The sequence below is a fragment of the Pediococcus sp. AC40 genome, assembly GCF_030252485.1.
Lineage (GTDB): Bacteria > Bacillota > Bacilli > Lactobacillales > Lactobacillaceae > Pediococcus > Pediococcus acidilactici.
This window is the reverse complement of record NZ_CP127012.1, coordinates 1,878,065-1,896,854: the sequence shown is the minus strand read 5'-3', so window position 1 is coordinate 1,896,854 and position 18,790 is coordinate 1,878,065. Positions and strand designations below refer to the sequence as shown.

At 44.8% G+C, this 18,790-nt stretch carries 20 protein-coding genes; 15 read left to right on the top strand and 5 right to left on the bottom strand.

Annotation, left to right across the window (positions count from 1 at the left end):
* Positions 1–43: 43 nt before the first annotated feature.
* Entirely contained in the window at positions 44–661 is a 618-nt protein-coding gene (locus NL111_RS09365) for a DedA family protein (RefSeq protein ID WP_002829504.1), read from the bottom strand.
* A 193-nt stretch (positions 662–854) separates the two neighbouring features.
* On the opposite strand from NL111_RS09365, the gene NL111_RS09360 reads away from it, so the two are divergent.
* Genes NL111_RS09360 through NL111_RS09345 form a run of 4 tightly spaced genes read left to right on the top strand, consistent with a single transcriptional unit; the run spans position 855 to position 4,189 of the window.
* Positions 855–1,736, top strand: coding sequence for an ABC transporter ATP-binding protein (locus NL111_RS09360; RefSeq protein WP_285110202.1), 882 nt, complete (start codon positions 855–857; stop codon positions 1,734–1,736).
* The gene (locus tag NL111_RS09355; protein ID WP_159208980.1) at positions 1,729–2,487 is read left to right on the top strand and encodes an ABC transporter permease; all 759 of its coding nucleotides are present in this window, start codon (positions 1,729–1,731) and stop codon (positions 2,485–2,487) included. Before NL111_RS09360 ends, NL111_RS09355 begins: the two co-directional genes overlap by 8 nt.
* Positions 2,480–3,580: a sensor histidine kinase gene (locus NL111_RS09350; RefSeq protein WP_285110201.1), complete on the top strand. Its 1,101-nt coding sequence runs from the start codon at positions 2,480–2,482 to the stop codon at positions 3,578–3,580. Before NL111_RS09355 ends, NL111_RS09350 begins: the two co-directional genes overlap by 8 nt.
* Positions 3,581–3,583: 3 nt before the next feature.
* Entirely contained in the window at positions 3,584–4,189 is a 606-nt protein-coding gene (locus NL111_RS09345; protein ID WP_002832543.1) for a response regulator transcription factor, read from the top strand.
* A 196-nt stretch (positions 4,190–4,385) separates the two neighbouring features.
* Here the strand turns inward: NL111_RS09345 and rlmD are convergent, their stop codons facing one another.
* The gene (gene rlmD / locus NL111_RS09340; protein ID WP_285110200.1) at positions 4,386–5,858 is read right to left on the bottom strand and encodes a 23S rRNA (uracil(1939)-C(5))-methyltransferase RlmD; all 1,473 of its coding nucleotides are present in this window, start codon (positions 5,856–5,858) and stop codon (positions 4,386–4,388) included.
* 206 nt (positions 5,859–6,064) lie between these two features.
* Here rlmD and NL111_RS09335 point away from each other — a divergent pair, with 206 nt between their 5' ends.
* The gene (locus tag NL111_RS09335) at positions 6,065–6,601 is read left to right on the top strand and encodes a MerR family transcriptional regulator (RefSeq protein ID WP_002829510.1); all 537 of its coding nucleotides are present in this window, start codon (positions 6,065–6,067) and stop codon (positions 6,599–6,601) included.
* Between the two features lie 206 nt (positions 6,602–6,807).
* Here NL111_RS09335 and NL111_RS09330 read toward each other — a convergent pair whose 3' ends face one another.
* Together NL111_RS09330 and NL111_RS09325 are read right to left on the bottom strand one after the other, a co-directional pair.
* Positions 6,808–7,161, bottom strand: coding sequence for a C40 family peptidase (locus NL111_RS09330; RefSeq protein WP_285110199.1), 354 nt, complete (start codon positions 7,159–7,161; stop codon positions 6,808–6,810).
* A gap of 69 nt (positions 7,162–7,230) precedes the next feature.
* Positions 7,231–7,368, bottom strand: coding sequence for a hypothetical protein (locus NL111_RS09325; protein ID WP_285110198.1), 138 nt, complete (start codon positions 7,366–7,368; stop codon positions 7,231–7,233).
* An 86-nt stretch (positions 7,369–7,454) separates the two neighbouring features.
* Here NL111_RS09325 and NL111_RS09320 point away from each other — a divergent pair, with 86 nt between their 5' ends.
* The 3 genes from NL111_RS09320 to rihC all read left to right on the top strand — a co-directional run bounded on the left by NL111_RS09320 (position 7,455) and on the right by rihC (position 12,257).
* Positions 7,455–9,806: an ATP-dependent DNA helicase gene (locus NL111_RS09320; protein WP_063504789.1), complete on the top strand. Its 2,352-nt coding sequence runs from the start codon at positions 7,455–7,457 to the stop codon at positions 9,804–9,806.
* A gap of 164 nt (positions 9,807–9,970) precedes the next feature.
* The gene (locus NL111_RS09315) at positions 9,971–11,242 is read left to right on the top strand and encodes a NupC/NupG family nucleoside CNT transporter (protein ID WP_002829516.1); all 1,272 of its coding nucleotides are present in this window, start codon (positions 9,971–9,973) and stop codon (positions 11,240–11,242) included.
* A gap of 100 nt (positions 11,243–11,342) precedes the next feature.
* Positions 11,343–12,257, top strand: a complete 915-nt coding sequence (gene rihC / locus NL111_RS09310) for a ribonucleoside hydrolase RihC (RefSeq protein WP_002832538.1) — start codon at positions 11,343–11,345, stop codon at positions 12,255–12,257.
* Between the two features lie 107 nt (positions 12,258–12,364).
* On the opposite strand, the gene NL111_RS09305 is transcribed toward rihC, so the two are convergent.
* On the bottom strand, positions 12,365–12,838 hold the full coding sequence (locus NL111_RS09305) for a GNAT family N-acetyltransferase (RefSeq protein ID WP_271900779.1): 474 nt from the start codon (positions 12,836–12,838) through the stop codon (positions 12,365–12,367).
* 107 nt (positions 12,839–12,945) lie between these two features.
* On the opposite strand from NL111_RS09305, the gene rsmG reads away from it, so the two are divergent.
* The 7 genes from rsmG (at position 12,946) to NL111_RS09270 (ending at position 18,746) form a co-directional block, all read left to right on the top strand.
* A complete protein-coding gene (rsmG, locus tag NL111_RS09300) occupies positions 12,946–13,677 on the top strand; it encodes a 16S rRNA (guanine(527)-N(7))-methyltransferase RsmG (RefSeq protein WP_004166297.1) in 732 nt (243 codons plus the stop codon).
* Positions 13,678–13,686: 9 nt separating this feature from the next.
* Entirely contained in the window at positions 13,687–14,538 is an 852-nt protein-coding gene (locus tag NL111_RS09295; protein WP_002829523.1) for a ParB/RepB/Spo0J family partition protein, read from the top strand.
* Positions 14,539–14,551: 13 nt separating this feature from the next.
* Positions 14,552–14,752 (top strand): DUF951 domain-containing protein, encoded by a 201-nt coding sequence (locus NL111_RS09290; RefSeq protein ID WP_002829525.1) that lies wholly within the window; start codon positions 14,552–14,554, stop codon positions 14,750–14,752.
* 254 nt (positions 14,753–15,006) lie between these two features.
* Entirely contained in the window at positions 15,007–16,113 is a 1,107-nt protein-coding gene (ychF, locus tag NL111_RS09285) for a redox-regulated ATPase YchF (protein ID WP_285110197.1), read from the top strand.
* A gap of 26 nt (positions 16,114–16,139) precedes the next feature.
* The gene (locus NL111_RS09280) at positions 16,140–16,838 is read left to right on the top strand and encodes a DUF1129 domain-containing protein (RefSeq protein WP_285110196.1); all 699 of its coding nucleotides are present in this window, start codon (positions 16,140–16,142) and stop codon (positions 16,836–16,838) included.
* A gap of 26 nt (positions 16,839–16,864) precedes the next feature.
* Entirely contained in the window at positions 16,865–18,007 is a 1,143-nt protein-coding gene (gene guaB / locus NL111_RS09275; protein ID WP_002832530.1) for an IMP dehydrogenase, read from the top strand.
* A gap of 244 nt (positions 18,008–18,251) precedes the next feature.
* Complete coding sequence (locus tag NL111_RS09270; RefSeq protein WP_285110195.1) at positions 18,252–18,746, top strand: methylated-DNA--[protein]-cysteine S-methyltransferase; 495 nt, start codon at positions 18,252–18,254, stop codon at positions 18,744–18,746.
* Positions 18,747–18,790 lie beyond the last annotated feature (44 nt).

The following is an 18,790-nucleotide window of genomic DNA, read 5'->3' as shown; positions in this document are numbered from 1 at the left end:
AATTATAATTATCCCTATTTTATCATGAAAACGATTTCTTGGTTTAAGCTTTTGTGCGAATTCGTTTGAAATAATAAACTAACCCGCCGATGAGGAGGATTCCAGCTAGTAAAATTGCCACAACGGAAGCGTACGTATCAACCATTGCGGAAACCTCTGCCCATGCACTGCCCGCTGCTCGTCCTAAAAGAATGAGGACTAAGTTCCAAATTAAGGTGGCAACCGTGGTTAACAAGACGAAGAGGAGCCCCGGCATTTTAGCCATCCCCGCCGGAATTGAAATTAAACTCCGAATTACGGGGACAAACCGCCCAAAAAAGATCGTTTTGAAGCCGTGGCGCTGGAAGAAACTTTGTGCTTTGGTAATGTCACTATCTTTTAGGCGCAATCCCCGACCTAAGCGGCTAGCTACTAGCCAATGTAGGCGTTCCGGATTCAAGTAGCGACCAATTACGTATAAAAGCAAAGCACCAATAACGGCACCAACCGTGGCGGCGATTACGCTTCCCCACAAGGTCAGTTTAGACGTGAGGGTCATAAATCCCGTAAAGGTCAAAATAATCTCTGACGGAATCGGCGGCAAAAGGTTTTCCAAGGCAATCAAGAGCACAATTGCGAGGTAACCAAAGTCGTTGATGAACTGCGTAATTTGTTGTTCCATAAAATCCTCCATATTGGGATGTTTTCTCCTATTATTCCGGGTCGGTTGCGAGAAGTCGACGAAAAACCTCCGGCAAACGGGAAACTTAAACAGTTTTTATAAAACGTGACAAATGTCATGGCAAAGTAGTGACATCTAGTACTGAATAAGGAGGCAGTAATTCCCTAGAATATGGAGTATGGAGGATCTGCTAATGAAAAATACGACACTCGTGGAAGTCCACGAATTGAAGTTCAATTATAGTTCAAAAATGGTTTTGCGCGGGGTGAATTTAACCATACCCATGGGAGAAATCATTGGCTTGATTGGCGAAAACGGTGCGGGAAAAACCACTCTTTTAAAATTGTTATTGGGAATCTTGCATTCCCAAAGCGGTGCAATTCAGTGGAATAAGGTGGCTAAACCAGAAGTGAACACGATGTTTCAAAATAATCTGAAGCTTGTGGGGGTGACCGTACGGGATTTATTACAACTTACTGCTGCGCAATATCGTGATCCGCGCCCGGTAGCTGACGTAATGGAAGAATTGGCCTTAAGTTCGTTTGCAAAACGTCCCTTAAGCCGGTTGTCGGGTGGACAGTTGCGGAAAGTAGCCTTTGGATTAACGTTGGTTAGCAATGCACAGTTGCTATTTTTAGATGAACCTACCGTGGGAATGGATGTCAACGCACGACAAATATTCTGGCGTAAAATTGAACAAATGCGCGTTCAGGGAAAGACGGTTTTAATTACCAGCCATTACTTGGCAGAAATTCAGGAAGTTGCCGACCGAATTTTGATTTTAAAAGCAGGTAAAATTAAGTTCAATGGTACTTTAGCTGAACTTCAGCGAGGCTACTTAACTAGTCAAATTAGTTTTGTAACCAATCTTCCTAAAGCTCGTTTTCAAGGGCTGTCGAACGTAAAGCAGGTGCTTGTAAAGGGCCAGCAAGTTACGCTGGACACCACGGATAGTGATCAAACACTGCGGGCTTTGGCGCCGTGGCTAAACCAATTAAATAATGTAAAAATCACCGCCGCTTCGTTAGAAAACATTTTTACCGCGATGACCAAGGAGGATGACCGCCATGAATAAATTATGGGAGCAGTTGAAATTTGATGGAAAGCGGCTAGTATTCCGCAATCCCTCGTTTTTAATAATGTCGCTGGGAATGCCAGCCTTTTTTTACTGGCTATTCACTAAATTATTTACGAATCCAGCAACTAATAACCGTGAGTTTGCCGGTAGTTATTTGGGAAGTATGATGGTGTACAGCTTGTTGATTACCTTGCTTATGGGGATGTCTACTGCTTTAATCCGGGATCGTAATGAAGGATTGACGGTATTTTTGAAATTAAATCACCACCGCTTAGACAATTATTACGCTTCGTTTTTATTGTGGAACACGCTTAAAAACTTCATGGCAATGGGGATATTGGGGATGGTCGCGGCGTATCTGAATGCAATTACTTTAGATCCGGTACAATGGCTGACTTTATTGGGATTAATTTTAGTGGGGCAAATTCCAATTATGTTGTTAGCCGGGTTGCTAGCTAACGTTAAGCGCCAAGAAACGTTGGGAATGTTAATGAACTTAGTAACCTTTCCTTTGGCAATTGTGAGTGGATTGTGGTGGCCCCTAGAAACAATGCCAGAATGGGTCCAAAACATCGGGCGACATTTGCCCACGTATTTTTTAAATCGTACGATTGGACAAGTGATCAACCATGCTAAAATTAACTGGAGTAGCGTAGTGGGAATTAGCGAGTGGATTTTAATTATGGCGTTGGTAACCGCGGGGGTGGCGCAATTATTTACGAAGAGGAGTTCAGCAATTAATGCGTAGTTTTAAGGAAACTTTGAAAAAGATTAAGTGGGAGACCTACATTTGGCTAATGTACTTGCCGTTTAGCGCGGCATTCTATTTACCAGCCCGGTCGTGGACGGACTATTTTTGGCTGCTGATGATGGGAGCGTTTCTCATTGTTTACATATTGGTTACCGAGGTACCTAAATGGCGGAGGGTAACGATTCCGCTGGAATTGCTAATTACCGGCTCGTTTGCCGTATGGCCGCTAAACTTTTTCATGATTACTTTTACTGCTTGGCAAGTTGCGTTCATCCTTTCAACGATGCCACGGCGCTATTTTGGTTGGTTTTTAGTGGCTTACTACACCCTTTTAGGAGCGGGAGTTGTGCACAGTTTCCAAATCAACCCGACGTCTGGGGTGGAATATGCTATGAACGCTTTTGGATTAATTTTTCCGGTGCTTTCTCCAATAATGTCGTACGGGTTTGCCCGTTCAGTCCAAATCCGAAAACAAATGTCCCAAAATAATCGCCGGCTGGAAAATTTAATTCGGCGCGGGGAACGAGACCGGATCGCCCGAGATTTACACGACACCTTGGGACAGAGTTTTTCCATGATTACGGTAAAAACGGAGCTCGCTCAAAAACTATTGGAGAAGGCCCCGGAACGAGTTCCCGATGAGCTTCGCGACATTGCTAAAACTAGTCGCGCCAATCTTCAACTGGTTCGTCAAATCGTTGCCGACTTGCACCAGCAAACCCTGAGCGAAGTTTTGTTGGAACAGGGTAAAAACTTGGCTCAAGCACGTATTTTTATGTTTACGGAGCACGAAGAAGCGGCTAGTAAATGGCCGACTGAAGTTCAGAATTGCATAGCGGCGGTAATTGTAGAAGCCGTAACCAACGTGATTCGGCATTCGCGAGCTTCCCAAGTCTGGATTAAATTTAATCAGGTTGGCGAAAATTATCACCTTGAAGTTCAGGATAATGGACATGCCAAGCGGTTGACCCGCGAGAATGCTAATGGAATTACGGGGATGCTGCAAAGGGTGCGAGAACAAAATGGTGAATTTCAGATTTTTAGCAATTCCATTGGAACGTTAGTCCAAGTTCATTTGTCAAAGGAGTAAATTATGATTACGCTATTTTTAGCTGAGGATCAAAGCATGCTGAACTCGGCGCTAAGCCAGTTATTAGATTTAGAAGATAATTTAAAAGTCGTTGGGACAGCCAGTGACGGGCAGATGGCCTGGGAGATGATTCAAAAACAATCTCCTGACGTGGCTATTTTAGATATTGAAATGCCGCGGCTAACTGGACTAGCAGTTGCGCAACGAATTCACGAAGAAAAGTTGCCCACGCGCGTGGTGATTTTAACCACCTTTGCTCGGCAAACGTATTTTGAACAGGCGGTTCAAGCCCAAGTGGCTGCGTACCTATTAAAGGATAGCCCGAGTGAAGAATTAATTGGGGCGATTAATCAAGTGATGACGGGAAAAACCATTTACGATCCGGCACTCGTGCAAAGTGTTTTATCTGCGGAGCAAAGTCCGCTAACGAAGCGTGAGACCGAAGTTTTAAAGGTGGCCGCCAGCGGGATGCCGACCAAGGAAATTGCTCAACAGCTTTTTTTGAGTGAAGGGACGATTCGTAATTACTTATCGGCAATTTTTAGTAAGCTAGGGGTTCGAAATCGGCTTGAAGCAGTCGAACTTGCCCAGAATAATCGATGGATATAAAAAGACCCAAGGAATTGAGCCAGTAGTTGAAGCTCTAGAAAATTCCTTGGGTTTTTAACGTATTTATTTAGGGAGTGGGGCAAACTGACTTTTGGCGCACGTTTTGGTTCTGTTGAAGGCCAAACACCAAAATAACTTTTTAAGGATCTTTTCATCCTGGAAAAGCAGTTCTTTGGTTTTCCCCAGCTTCATTTGATTACGCGTTACGCAACGTTAGCTTTACAACTGCCTCTACTCGAGCAGTTTGGGGGAACATATCGATTGATTGAATATATTCCACCCGGTACTTCTTCACTAGTGGAACTAGGTCGCGTGCCAGAGTGGATGGGTTGCAGGAAACGTACGCAAAGTGTTTGGGTGCTGATTTTAAAATGGCGTCGATTAACCGCCGGTCTAAACCAACGCGGGGTGGGTCAACAACAATTCCATCAGGTTGAAAGCCCTCCTTCAACCATTTAGGTAACAATTTTTCGGCAGAACCGACTTCATAACGAGCGTTAGTAATGCTGTTAAGCCGGGCATTTTCGTTTGCATCAGTAATCGCGTCAGCAATCGTGTCCATCCCCCGAATTTCTTTTGCCTCGCTAGCTAGGGATAAACCGATTGTTCCCACTCCAGAATAGGCGTCCACAATTCGTGAGTTTGGAGTGATCGATAACGCTTTTCGAGCTTCATCGTATAAAGTAACGGTCTGTTGGGGATTCAACTGGAAGAATGCCCGTGCAGATAAATTGAAGGACAATCCGTCAAGTTCTTCGCGAATCGTATCTTGTCCGCGAAGCTTTACGGTCTGGTCACCCCAAATTAAAGATTGCCGTCCAGGATTGATGTTTTGCATGAAGGAAACAATCTCTGGAAATTGGGTACTTAACTCGTCAATGATTTCCGTTGCGTGTGATAGTTGGGGTGTATTAGTGATGAAAACAACTTGAGTTTCCTGGGTAGCTTGGGCAACCCGCACCACCAATGTTTTTAATTCACCCTCGTTATGATGTTCGTCATAAATATCAACGTCGTACTTGGTGAATAGGGCGACCGCCGCCCGAATAATTTTCATGGTTAACGGATGCTGGACGCTGCAAGTTGCGAGGTCAACGAGTTCATGGGTACCTTCCTTATAAAGTCCTGCACCAATTCGGCCGTCAGCCAGCCGCCGGATTTGGAACTGCGCTTTGTTGCGGTAGGCCACCGGGTCGTCCATCCCGATGGTGGGCCGCAGCTCGTAATCTTGATAACCCGCGGGCCGGAACTTAGTTAGCGCTTGGCGAATGACGTCGCGCTTAAATTCTAGCTGGGCAGGGTAAGCAAGGTGTTCCAGTTCGAAACCGCCGACTTCATCGGCATAGGCGTCGATCGGCGTTACCCGGTCGGGACTCGCTTTTTTAATTTGAAGTAAGACACCGGTAAGGTAGCGTGGATGCACTTCAGTGATGGTGGCAAGCACCTTTTCACCAGGAAGCGCGCCCTTAATGAAGCAAATTGTCCGCTGGTAGTAACCGATTCCTTCACCGTTGATACCAAGTCGTTTAATCTTCAACGGAATTACCTGACCTTCAGCAATTTGTTGTGCACTCTTGGGATTATGGTAGTAGTGACGATTATTTTGTTTGCTATTCGTTCGGGATTGCGAACGTGATTTAGATGTTTTAAAATTTTTCTTGTTATTCATAAATTACCTCGATTATTGTGTTCACTCAATTAGTCATTCTAACATAGATTGTTGGGAAACCAGTACGGGAGTAAAATAGGTTTGTCGAATGAAGTAAGCAATAATTTTGAAGTTCACTGAAGTAACAAACCCGATTAAATCGCCTTATTTGAACTAGAATTGTACTTCAGTTTGTAGTAAAATTAATCATTAAAGTGGGTGAAATAATGGCAAAAGATATTGAAGCAGATGAATATGCAACTGGTTCGGACGTCGTTGAAAAAATCGAACGGATCGGAAGCCTTGCCACGTTAGGTAACTGGGCAAAGGAAATGGAACGTAGCGGCCATAAATTCCAACATGATGGTCGTGGACGACGCATTTACTCTGAAGAAGACATTCAGATTTTAGAAAAGATGAACGAACTTTTGGGTGAAAAAAACACCCTTAAACAAGCTGTTCAAGCAACTTTGGGAGTTTCATCTTCTAGCGACGAGGACGATGAAGAAGTTGAAGATGAACAGGATCAAGTTGAAGGCGATAGTGTTCCAATGGTGATGGACGAGTCGATGAAACGCTTCATCACGGCTCAAAGCCAGGACATGGCAGACCTTAAAAAACTGCTAACCAAAGTTGTTGAGCAAAACCAAAGCTATCACGAAGAAAACGCTAAGTTAGCTAAGAAAATTGATGACTTAGTAGAAAAGAACCAAAAGGCCTTAGAACAACCTAAAAAAGGTTGGTGGAAACGCCACTTTGGTTAAAATTTAAGGTGGGTTCATTATATTAAAACATGTTGAAGTTAACTCAGAAGCGGGTCATGCAAACGCGCTTTGATCGAATTCTGAACTTCAATTGATGTACTTAACGATACTGCACAAAGGGACTGGGGAACTTTTTAGGCATCTTGGCGATCAAGATGTCTATTTCCCCAGTCCCTTTAAATTACCGCGAAGGGTGCTGTAAATGTTTATTGGTTGGTTAAAACGCGCCCGTATCCGGCGATAAACGGTTGCCACCAAGGTGTGGCATAGCTTTCTCGGATCACCCCACGATTTTGGGCGTCAATCATCAAATGGTTGCCATTAACCACGATGCCTACGTGATCAATGGTTTGACCATGGTTGTAGGAAAAGAAAACTAAGTCGCCGGGACGTACCGCTGTGGCGTCAATACGCTGCGCTTGTTGGAATTGCTGTTCCGCAGTCCGGTTTAAGTTCAGCCCCAGCGCTTGGCGAAAAGCAAATTGAGTTAGCCCAGAACAATCAAAGGCGGTCGGTCCGGTTGCGCCCCACGCAAAGGGTTGTCCGAGGTGCTGATTCAAAACTGTTTCGAGTTGATTGAAAGCCGCTGGGGCAGCCGACGCAGCGGAAAATGACTGGGAGACTTTGGGCTACGGAGTTTCTGAAATAGAGGCCGTTAATAGCGGTGAATTAGCTGGTAAGCTGTGTGCAGAAACTGGGGAGTGACCCAAAGAAAATGCACCCATCGTCGCAATTGCTGTAGTAAAAAGGATTGATCTGTAATTCATAAAATTCCTCCTAAATTGGTTTCGTAGGTAAATACGTTAGCGAGGAACGAAAAATTTTTATTTGAGAAAATTAGCGGGAGAATGTAATGGTACCAACAAAAATCGGGATTCGTCAGTTAGTAGAATTTATTTTGCGAAGCGGGGACCTAAATCCCACGGCAAATAGCCAAAATACAGCGTTAAAAGGTGCGCAGATTCACCGACGGCTGCAAAAAAAGCGGGGCGCAGACTACGAAAAAGAATACGCGGTCAAACGGGTCGTTGAGGTTGCTGGGACGGAACTTACCGTCGAAGGACGGGCTGATGGAGTGGTGATTGGTGACGAACTTTTTATCGAAGAAATTAAAACTTCCGACCCAACGTACGATGAACTTAGTGAAAACACGAAGACGCTATATTGGAGCCAGGCGAAAGTTTACGGTGCCATCCTTAGTCAGGACTTAGATTATGAGCAAGTGACGATTCAGTTGACCTATTATCAGCGACCTACCGACGACGTGTTGGAACAACAACAAACGTTTAGTCGTCAGGAACTGAGTGAATTCTTTGACGAATTGATCAACGAATACCAAGAATGGGTCCGGCGGCAGCGAGATTGGCGGAGTGTGCGAAACCAGTCTGCCCAAAAACTAGCTTTCCCGTTTTCCGAATATCGGGCTGGACAACGGGAGCTGGCGGTAGCAGTCTATAAAACCATCCTCACGGAACAACGGCTATTCGTGGAGGCACCGACCGGAACTGGTAAAACCATTTCAACGCTTTTCCCCAGCATCAAGGCGATTGGAGAAGCAAAGATGGAACGAATCTTTTACCTAACTGCTAAACAAAGCACCCAGCACGTTGCTGAAGAAGCCCTGGAACTGATGGCTGAAGGTGGCTTGAAGTTAAAGAGTATTACGTTAACGGCTAAAGATAAGATTATTTTTCCGGAAGAGGTGGGGGTTAATCCGGAAAATAATCCCTACATGCTGGGGTACTATGATCGCGTAAAGGATGGGATTCAAGACGTACTAGATCACGAAAATCAATTAACCAAGGAAGTTATTCAAAAGTATGCAAAGAAGCATACGTTGGACCCGTTTGAATTCTCGCTAGATTTGTCGCTTTTTTGTGATCTGATTATTGGAGATTACAACTACCTGTTTGATCCTCGGGTATATTTGCAACGTTACTTCTCTAACGTGGATAAGGGGAATTTCTTTTTAATCGACGAAGCGCACAACTTGGTATCCCGTTCGCGCGAGATGTATTCGGCAGAAATTAACACTGACCAAGTGGTGAAAGCCCAAGAGCTTTTTGAAACTAGTGGTCACGACGTTGACTCTTCGACGGTTAAGCGCTGGTTAAACCGGCTCGGCAACGAACTAACAATCATTCAAAATACATTTGAAAAGGAAAATAAAGAAGCCTTAGTCGACTACCAACCGTTAGGACCGTTGGAAAACGTAATGCTGAAGTTCAACGAAGCGGTGCGGGAATGGTTGCCTAAGCAGCCGGATGGGGACTTAACGGACCAGATTTTGTCGGTATTCTTCGCGTGCAGCGTCTATTTGAAGATTGCTGAATATTATGACGAAAGTTACCGAATCATCATTAAAAAAACGGAAGTCGGAATTAACGTACAGGAACAAATCCTGGATCCCAGTCCGTACCTTGATGCTTCACTCAAAAAGGGACGCGGGGCGGTCTTTTTTTCGGCTACCTTAAGTCCGGTTGATTACTACCAGGAAACCTTGGGAAGCAGCGATGCTTTATCCTTGCGGATGGACTCGCCGTTTGAGCAACGACAGCAAAATATCTTGATTACCGATTACATTGACACCCGGTTTGCCAACCGCGAGGAAAGTCTGCCGCAAATTGTCGCTTCAATTGATACGTTAGTAAGCGCTAAAGCGGGAAATTACCTGATTTTTTGCCCGTCGTACGCGTATTTAGACCAGATTGCCAGTGCCTTTCGCGTACTTCGCCCAGAAGTGCAGGTTGAACAGCAAAATAACCAAATGTCCCCAGAAGACCGAACGGCATTTCTGGATAAATTTCGGACCCCGTCGGCAACAACCTTGGTAGGCTTTGCTGTATTAGGCGGAATCTTTTCGGAAGGAATTGATTTAACTGACGAACAATTGATCGGGGTTGGAATTGTCAGTGTAGGGTTGCCTGGACTAAGCGTGGAACGGAATTTATTGCGGGATTATTTCGACGAAAAAAACGGCCACGGATTCGAATACGCCTATCAGTTGCCGGGAATGAATCATGTTTTGCAGGCGGCGGGGCGGTTAATCCGGACAAAACGTGATCGGGGAAACGTGGTACTCATGGATCAACGTTTTGCGGGTTATCGGTACTTAAAGCTATTTCCGAAACATTGGAGCAATTATCGTCAAATCAGTTCGATTTTTGACTTAAAGAAAGCGGTTAATGGCTTTTGGCAGCGTTAGGTAAAACGATTTACCACAAATTGGAACGGACCACAATAGCAATTGATTGGATTTTGAAAATCTTTTCAAAATCTTTAGATTTTTTATTTACATACTAAATATTTGCCGTTATGATTATTACAACATCTGTTAATAAATTGGATTGTAAGAGGGAGATATTCGGTATGTATTTAGCAGTAAATGTGATTGGAATAATCGTATTTTTGGGCGTTGCCGTCCTATTTTCTAAAGACCGCAAGCATATTGATTGGAAATCAGTCGGTATCATGGTGGTAATTAACATTGTGTTAGCTTGGTTCTTAGTTAACTCTACCGTTGGGATTAACGCAGTTAAGGCTGCCGCGGATGGATTTAAAGGTTTAGTTGATATTTCGTATAAAGGAATTTCCTTTGCACTTGCTGATTGGGTCGACGTAAAGCAAATGAACTTTGTAACGAGTGCGTTGCTACCAATCTTGATGATTGTGCCATTATTTGATATTTTGACCTACATCGGCGTTCTCCCTTGGATTATTAAGTGGGTTGGTAAGGGATTATCCTTCATTACTCGCCAACCAAAGTTTGAATCATTCTTTGCCGTAGAAATGATGTTCTTAGGTAATACGGAAGCTTTGGCGGTTTCTGGTTTACAATTACGGCAAATGAAGTCGGCGCGGTTAGTTACGATCGCAATGATGTCGATGAGCTGTGTTACGGCTTCAATTTTAGGTTCGTACCTATTAATGATGCCTGGTCAATACATAATTGCCGCGGTGCCAATTAACATTATCAACGCAATTATCGTCACCACGGTGCTCAATCCAGTTTCAGTAACGGAAGAAGAAGATACAATTGCTAAGATCGGTAGCAGTGCCGATACTGGAGCAACTACGGAAACCATCGAATCAGGTTCAGAAGAAGTTGCGGAAGAAACCGTTGCTAAGAAGCCTGCTCGGGAACCATTCTTCTCGTTCTTAGGTGATTCAATCTTAGGCGCGGGCCGTTTAATCTTAATCATTACGGCTAACGTAATTGCCTTCGTTGCTTTGGCAGCGTTGATTGATGCTTTATTAGGCAAGATTAACCCAGCACTTTCACTAGAAAACATTCTCGGGGTAATTATGTTCCCATTTGCTTGGCTACTTGGTTTCGATCCGAGTCACGCTTTCCAAATGGCTCAATACATGGGTACTAAGTTAGTTACTAACGAATTCGTGGTTATGGGTAAGGTTTCACCAATTTTGAAACACTTCACACCACATTTCTTGGCAACCCTCACCGTTTTCTTAACTTCGTTTGCAAACTTCTCAACTACCGGAATGATTATCGGAGCGTTCAAGGGCTTAGTTGACCGGGAAAAGAACGATGTAATTTCTAAAAACGTTGGTTACATGTTGCTTTCTGGAATTTTAGTTTCCTTACTATCTGCTGGATTCATCGGCGTATTCGTTTGGTAAACTAGTTCAAAACTAAAAAAAGAAAAAAGATGGACTCGGAGTTCATCTTTTTTTAGAATGGTAATGAGGACGCTTTCATAAAACCTTGGGAGGTAATTAAATGACAACAAAAATTATTATGGATACTGATCCAGGAATTGATGACGCAGCCGCAATTTCGGTTGCCATCAACAATCCTGAAATTGAATTAGAATTAATCACGACGGTTGCGGGAAACGTAACGGTTGATAAAACTACAAAAAATGCTTTAAAACTAGTTAAGTTCTTTAATGCGGACGTACCGGTGGCTAGTGGTGCTGAACAACCGCTTTTAAAGCCGTTTGAAGATGCGGCTCGGGTGCACGGTGAATCTGGGATGCCGGGCTACGACTTTGGTGAAGAACCCGCAGAGGTACCGGCTAACAACGCGGTAGAAGTTCTTTACCAAACCATTATGGCTAACGATGACCCAATCACTTTAGTGCCGACTGGTTCATACACTAACATTGCCTTATTATTGAAGGAACATCCCGACGTTAAGGGGAAAATCAAGAAAATCGTTGCAATGGGCGGCTCAATTGGGATGGGAAACATGACCAGTGCGGCCGAGTTTAACGTCTTTACGGATCCGCACGCGGCTGAAATTGTCTACCAAAGTGAAATTCCAATAGTGATGGTCGGCCTAGACGTTACCATGAAGGCGTTGCTTACGCCAGAAACCATCGCCACCATTAAAGATCTAGGCAAGCCAGGGGAAATGTTAGGAGCAATTTTCACCCACTATTGTGACGGTGACGAAAGTGGTCTTCCGATGCACGATGTAAATACGTTAGCGTATATTTTGAACCCCGAGATGTATCGAACGGAAGCGTACTGGGTTGACGTGGTTACCGAAGGACCGGCGATTGGTGAAACGGTCGCCGACATCCGCGGTGCTTACCACGACGGCAAAACTAACGCAGAGGTATGTGTAGATATTGATGCAGCTGCTTTCAATAAGTGGTTTATTGCGGAAGTTAAAAAGATGCGTGCCTAAATTTTTTACCAAGGCGTGAGGAAAGCCATACGTTACTAACTAATTAATTAAGCAAGCCCCAGCTACGTGTACAATGTAGTTGCGGGCTTTTTGCGTTAAAAGGGTCCTTAATCGGAAAGCAAGCCTCGCTCAAGGACGATTGCGTCGCGAAGGCGGAGGTTATTTTCGTGAATTGGCTCAGAATAGTAACCTGAGTTAACAAAATGATCGGTCAGCACTTTGACACAACGGAAACCGAATTTTTGGTAAAGGTATAGCTGAGTAAAACTAGTTGAACCAGTCATGATTCGCAGCTTTTGGACCCCCGTCGTAGATGCGTGCTCAATCACGAATTCCAGTAACTGGCTAGCAAAATGCTGTCGCTGAAATTTAGGCGTGATGGCCAGATTCATAATTTCAGCAGTTTGGTTAGCGAGCGGGCGTACCACCACGAGACCAATTAAACGTTGGTCTGCGACCATTTCAAAAGTGGTACTACGAGATAGGTAGCTGGCGATGCTTTTCAGGGAGGGATCGGCCAAAAGTAACAGATCGTAGTGTTGCGGGGTAAACGCGCTTACCGGGCGGATGGTTGGTTGCATATAATCCTTCCTTTCAAGTATAAATTGACTTATTGCCAAAACTGGGGGAATTGGGTAAAGTGGAGTTAGGAATATGAAACAATTAATGTTTCACAAGGAGAGAAAAGATGAATCCAGAAGAATTTCGTCAAGCACTTGCCGAACGAGGGTGGACAGTGAGTGACCACCAAATGTGGCAATTTGATACCTATTATAAACGATTAGTGGAAACGAACGAACACGTTAATTTAACCGCAATTACGGATGAAAAGGAGGTTTACCTCAAGCATTTTTACGACTCGGTAACCCCGCTATTAGAGGCGCCACAATTTTTCACTCCGGGAATCGCGTTATGCGACGTGGGCGCAGGGGCAGGTTTTCCATCGTTGCCCATGAAAATTTTGTTGCCCGAATTGAAAGTTACCATCGTCGATTCATTAAATAAACGAATTAAATTTTTACAGGCGTTGGTAGATGAACTAGGTTTAACTGATGTGGAATTGGTTCATGACCGAGCTGAAACGTTTGGCGCTAAAAAATCGGCGTACCGGGCTAGTTTTGCACTAGTTACCGCCCGGGCAGTGGCGCGGTTGAGTGTCTTAAGCGAATTATGTTTGCCGTTAGTTAAGCAAGGCGGCCACTTTATCGCGCTCAAGGCGGCCCACACTGAACAGGAGCTGGCAACCGGGCGGCAAGCAATCGCGGTTTTAGGCGGGAAATTATTAGAAGATCGACAATTTGCTTTGCCAGTGACCGGCGATGAACGGCATTTAGTGGTAATTGAAAAGAAAAAGGAGACGCCCAACAAGTATCCGCGGAAACCGGGAACTCCAAGTAAAGATCCAATTGGCGAGAAATAGAAGGTTATCATGAATGAGAAACAATTAGAAATACAATTGAACGTTCCAGAAAATGCTAGTTACCAGATGGTGGAAGTGGATAAGATTCGTCCCAATCCCTTCCAGCCACGGCGGATTTTTGATAAGAAAAAATTAGCGGAGTTGGCAGATTCCATCAGGGAGTCGGGGATTTTCCAACCGTTAGTTTTACGGCAACCAATTGCAGCGATTGAGCGTTACGAAATTATCGCGGGGGAACGGCGCTACCGGGCGAGTATCATTGCGGGATTAACAAAAGTTCCGGCAATTATCCGCGATTTTTCGGATGAGACCACCCGCGAAGCTGCGATCGTTGAAAATTTGCAACGCGAAGACTTAAGTCCCTTAGAAGAGGCCGAAGCTTATCAAGCGATGATTAAGGAACTGGGATTGACGCAAGCTCAAGTTTCCGAGCGTTTGGGCAAAAGTCGGCCGTACATTGCCAATTACTTGCGGTTGCTCGGTTTGCCAACTTCCGTGAAGGAGCTTTTACAATCGGGAAAAATTTCAATGGGGCAGGCGCGAACCTTATTAGCAGTTAAACAAGAACGGCAGCTAGAAAAACTCGCCCAACGTACGGTGCAAGAAGGGCTGACGGTGCGGCAGCTGGAAAGCATTGTCAACCAGATCAACGCAACGAAGGCGCCCAAGGCAGAATCTAAAACGGCGCAACAACGTAAGTCTCCGTTCATTAGGGAGATTGAAAACCAGTTGGCCGAACGTTTAGGAACGAAAACGTTGGTAGTGGCCCACTCAAAACAAAAGGGCAAAATTGAAATTAATTACGAATCAATGAGTGATTTAAACCGTATTTTGGAACTATTACATATTTCACTAGATTAGGGAGGAAGTTATCATGGAATACGATTTGCACAACGTTGTTCAAATGAAGAAAAACCATGCTTGTGGCACAAACCGGTGGGAAATCATTCGTTTAGGAATGGACATTAAGATGAAATGTTTAGGTTGTCGGCACATCGTGATGCTTAAACGGCGGGAATTTGAACAGAAGTTAAAAAAAGTAATTGCCGAAATGCCAGACGAAGACGAACGTTAATGTTGCAAAATTCGTCAGCAGGCACTTATTTTGCGTCAGAAACGGACAGAACACATTATCAGCCGCTTTCAATTGAATTTGGAAGGGTGAAGGATGAGATGTGTTCTTTTTTGTAAGCTAAATTACTTTTAGCGAGGTTGGCTTGGAAAATTTAGAATTTTTCTGTCTGATCTAGTCACCACCTATTATCTAGACCACTTTTTTGATACCATAGAAACAAGAACACGCAATTTTGAAAGGAAAGTGTAATTAACATGTCATTAACAGCTGGTATTGTGGGCTTGCCCAACGTCGGCAAGTCGACCTTATTTAACGCAATTACGAAGGCGGGCGCCGAAATGGCGAACTATCCGTTTGCGACAATTGACCCTAACGTGGGGATGGTAGAGGTTCCCGATGCGCGGTTAGCACGGATCCAAGAAATCATTCCGGCAAAGAAAATTGTGCACACCACCTTTGAATTTACCGACATTGCGGGAATTGTTAAGGGAGCAAGTAAGGGAGAAGGTCTTGGAAACAAGTTCCTAGAAAACATTCGGCAAGTGGATGCGATTGTTCACGTTGTTCGTGCTTTTGATGACGACAACATTACGACGGTATCTGGTAAAGTCGACCCCATCGAAGATATTGAAACTATCAATATGGAATTGAGTTTGGCAGACTTAGAAAGTGTTGAAAAGCGGTTAGCTAAGGTGCAACGGGCGGCTAAGGGTCGTGATAAGGATGCTTTAGCAGAATTGGCAGTGCTTGAAAAATTGCATCCAGTTCTTGAAGCCGGCAAACCAGCTCGAGCAGTGGAATTCGATGAAGCTGAAATGCCAATTGTGAAGGGCTTATTCTTGTTGACCACTAAACCAGTCCTTTACGTGGCTAACATTGCCGAAGATGACATGGCCGATCCAGAAAGTTCCAAGTACTTTAAAGAAATTAAGGATTACGTTGTCGAAGTGGATCCGGATGCCCAAGTTCTAGGGATTTCTGCTGAAACGGAACAAGAAATTGCAGAACTTGAAGACGACGAAAAGGCTGAATTCCTTGAAGCAGAGGGAATTGAAGAACCTGGTTTGAACCGCTTGATCCAGGCTTCTTACAACCTATTAGGCTTGCAAACCTTCTTCACGGCGGGTGGTAAGGAAACCCGTGCTTGGACGTTCAAGAAGGGCATGACGGCACCGCAAACTGCGGGAATTATCCACTCGGACTTTGAACGCGGCTTTATCCGTGCGGAAACCGTTTCGTTTGACGACTTGGATAAGTATGGCAGCATGCAAGCAGTTCGGGAAGCGGGACGCTTGCGTCTAGAAGGTAAGGATTACCACGTTCAAGATGGCGACATTATCGAATTCCGCTTTAACGTATAAAATTACTGGATGAGGAGCAATTAAACATGAGTGAAGAACCACGTAACGCGGGTGCACAACAGCGACACCCGCATCCTGAACATCAACAATCGACGGAACTAACTAAGCGTAACGCCGATTTTATGCACCGTTTGCGTAAGGGATTACAGGCAAGCAAATTAAGTGACGAACAACGCCAAGCTGCGTTAATCGACACGGAAACCCAATTGTTAGAAGGACAAAAAACGGGAACGACCGCAAAACAATTATTTGGGACCCCAACTGACCGGTTTAAAGCAATTGTGGAAGGCCCTAAGAAGGCTAAAATGGAAGCTCAAAGCAATAACATCTGGCTTCGTGCCGCGGATAACGGCCTCATCTTTATGGCCCTTTTTGCGGCTATGTATGCGTTAATGATGTTGATTCAACCGAAGTCAGTTCAAGCAGCTCCCGGACCAGCTGGAATTTTAGCAATCATCTTAACTTCGGCAGTCGGTGGGTTTGGAATTGCCTACATTTATCGGTTGATTGGTAATCGCAAAAAGCGGCCATCTTTATGGAAACAAGCCGGAATTACCGTATTAGCAGTAATTTTATGGATTATTTTCTACACGGCCTTTGGAGCACTGCCACCAGTCATCAACCCGATGTTGCCGCTAGCTGGTTACATCGTGCTAGCGGTTGCAGCCTTCGCCGGTCGGTGGTATCTTAGACGAAAGTTTCACATTGTCGGTGGTTTACTATAATTTCGGATAAATAAAGGAGAGTATTGATGAGTAATTGGAATAATAAGTTTACGAAACAAGGATTAACGTTTGACGATGTTTTATTAATTCCTGGCGAAAGCCACGTGTTGCCCAACGAGGCGGACATTACGACGCAGTTAGCAGATAATTTAAAGCTTAATATTCCAATTATTAGTGCGGGGATGGATACGGTCACCGAATCGGCGATGGGCATTGCCATGGCTCGTCAAGGTGGCTTAGGGGTCATCCATAAAAATATGAGTGCGGATCAGCAAGCCGCTGAAGTACGAAAAGTTAAGGCGGCGGACGTTGATTTTGACGATAATCCTAAAGCAGCGGTCGACGACCAGGACCGGTTGTTAATTGCTGCCGCTGTCGGCGTTACTAGCGACACGTTTGAACGTGCGGAAGCGTTGATTGAAGCGGGCGTTGACGCCATCGTAATTGATACGGCCCATGGTCATTCAGCTGGAGTTTTACGTAAAATTGCGGAAATTCGTGAACACTTCCCCGACCAAACTTTAATCGCGGGGAACGTGGCTACTGCAGAAGGTACCCGGGCACTTTTTGAAGCGGGCGTCGACGTAGTCAAAGTAGGAATCGGACCTGGTTCAATTTGTACCACCCGCGTGGTAGCTGGCGTCGGGGTCCCCCAAATCACGGCGATTTACGACGCGGCAGGCGTTGCTCGTGAATACGGCAAGCAAATCATCGCGGATGGGGGAATTAAGTTTTCTGGGGACATTGTGAAGGCCTTGGTTGCTGGTGGAAATGCCGTAATGTTAGGTAGCATGCTTTCCGGAACTGACGAAACGCCCGGTTCCATCATCGAAGACGGTGGGAAGAAATACAAAGCATACCGGGGAATGGGCTCGGTTGGTGCAATGGAAAAAGGTTCTGCCGACCGTTATTTCCAAGGTGGCGTTAACGAAGCTAACAAACTGGTTCCAGAAGGAATTGAAGCTCGCGTAGAATATAAGGGCTCAGTTGCCGCAATCATTTTCCAAATGTTAGGCGGGTTACGTTCCGGAATGGGATACGTAGGGGCTGCCACTATCCCCGATTTAGCTGAGAAAGCGCAATTCATCCAAATTACTAATGCTGGATTGGTCGAATCGCACCCGCACGACGTACAAATGACTAAGTTAGCTCCTAATTACCATAAATAAACTGAAAATTCTTCAGAAGCCGGGGAAAACTCCTTTTCAGGAATAAAATTTTTTGGAAAATCATTTTGGTGTGTTGGTTTTAAGAAAGCCAAAAGTCAGTTTGCTCCGCTTGACCTAAAATCGATCATTATGCCAAATTCAAATTTAGGCATAATGGTCGATTTTTAGTTAATACGCATCGATTACCCGACTTCTAGCACACGCTCTTTTTATCCACCCGAACCTTAATTTCTAGGAGGAAAATATGGAAATTTACTACACATCGCTAACCAGCGGGACCGCTCGTTACTATCTTGGCTCTACGGCAGCGGGATTGGCTTTTGTGGGAACGCCGAATGCTGAGTTGACTGAAATTTACCAATTTTATTCAACCGCTACGTTAATCCAGGATGAGACCGCTAACTTGCCGGCCAAGCAGCAGCTTGCGGAATATTTACAAGGGACGCGGCGCCAGTTTGACTTGTCTTTGGATATGGAAAATGGAACGGATTTGCAACGTTCAGTCTGGCAAGCATTGTTAAAGATTCCGCGGGGAACCACGCTTAGTTATTCTGAACTAGCCCAACAAATTAACCGATCCGGGGCCGTTCGTGCCGTGGCAACGGCGGTAGCGCGCAACCCGCTTTTAATCGTGGTTCCGTGCCACCGGGTGACTTTAAAAAGCGGTCAGCTTGGTCAGTATCGGGGAGGCTCCCCAATGAAGCACCGGTTGCTTAAATTAGAAGGCGCTTGCTTATAAGGCCAGTATTTTTCCGTTTTTTTAAGGATTACTAAAAAAACGTG

What these genes read in the sequence shown, in the direction of transcription:
- NL111_RS09365 (WP_002829504.1), bottom strand. Translation starts at nt 661, where the DNA reads ATGGAACAACAAATTACGCAGTTCATCAACGACTTTGGTTACCTCGCA.
- NL111_RS09360 (WP_285110202.1), top strand. Translation starts at nt 855, where the DNA reads ATGAAAAATACGACACTCGTGGAAGTCCACGAATTGAAGTTCAATTAT.
- NL111_RS09355 (WP_159208980.1), top strand. Translation starts at nt 1,729, where the DNA reads ATGAATAAATTATGGGAGCAGTTGAAATTTGATGGAAAGCGGCTAGTA.
- NL111_RS09350 (WP_285110201.1), top strand. Translation starts at nt 2,480, where the DNA reads ATGCGTAGTTTTAAGGAAACTTTGAAAAAGATTAAGTGGGAGACCTAC.
- NL111_RS09345 (WP_002832543.1), top strand. Translation starts at nt 3,584, where the DNA reads ATGATTACGCTATTTTTAGCTGAGGATCAAAGCATGCTGAACTCGGCG.
- rlmD (WP_285110200.1), bottom strand. Translation starts at nt 5,858, where the DNA reads ATGAATAACAAGAAAAATTTTAAAACATCTAAATCACGTTCGCAATCC.
- NL111_RS09335 (WP_002829510.1), top strand. Translation starts at nt 6,065, where the DNA reads ATGGCAAAAGATATTGAAGCAGATGAATATGCAACTGGTTCGGACGTC.
- NL111_RS09325 (WP_285110198.1), bottom strand. Translation starts at nt 7,368, where the DNA reads ATGAATTACAGATCAATCCTTTTTACTACAGCAATTGCGACGATGGGT.
- NL111_RS09320 (WP_063504789.1), top strand. Translation starts at nt 7,455, where the DNA reads ATGGTACCAACAAAAATCGGGATTCGTCAGTTAGTAGAATTTATTTTG.
- NL111_RS09315 (WP_002829516.1), top strand. Translation starts at nt 9,971, where the DNA reads ATGTATTTAGCAGTAAATGTGATTGGAATAATCGTATTTTTGGGCGTT.
- rihC (WP_002832538.1), top strand. Translation starts at nt 11,343, where the DNA reads ATGACAACAAAAATTATTATGGATACTGATCCAGGAATTGATGACGCA.
- NL111_RS09305 (WP_271900779.1), bottom strand. Translation starts at nt 12,838, where the DNA reads ATGCAACCAACCATCCGCCCGGTAAGCGCGTTTACCCCGCAACACTAC.
- rsmG (WP_004166297.1), top strand. Translation starts at nt 12,946, where the DNA reads ATGAATCCAGAAGAATTTCGTCAAGCACTTGCCGAACGAGGGTGGACA.
- NL111_RS09295 (WP_002829523.1), top strand. Translation starts at nt 13,687, where the DNA reads ATGAATGAGAAACAATTAGAAATACAATTGAACGTTCCAGAAAATGCT.
- NL111_RS09290 (WP_002829525.1), top strand. Translation starts at nt 14,552, where the DNA reads ATGGAATACGATTTGCACAACGTTGTTCAAATGAAGAAAAACCATGCT.
- ychF (WP_285110197.1), top strand. Translation starts at nt 15,007, where the DNA reads ATGTCATTAACAGCTGGTATTGTGGGCTTGCCCAACGTCGGCAAGTCG.
- NL111_RS09280 (WP_285110196.1), top strand. Translation starts at nt 16,140, where the DNA reads ATGAGTGAAGAACCACGTAACGCGGGTGCACAACAGCGACACCCGCAT.
- guaB (WP_002832530.1), top strand. Translation starts at nt 16,865, where the DNA reads ATGAGTAATTGGAATAATAAGTTTACGAAACAAGGATTAACGTTTGAC.
- NL111_RS09270 (WP_285110195.1), top strand. Translation starts at nt 18,252, where the DNA reads ATGGAAATTTACTACACATCGCTAACCAGCGGGACCGCTCGTTACTAT.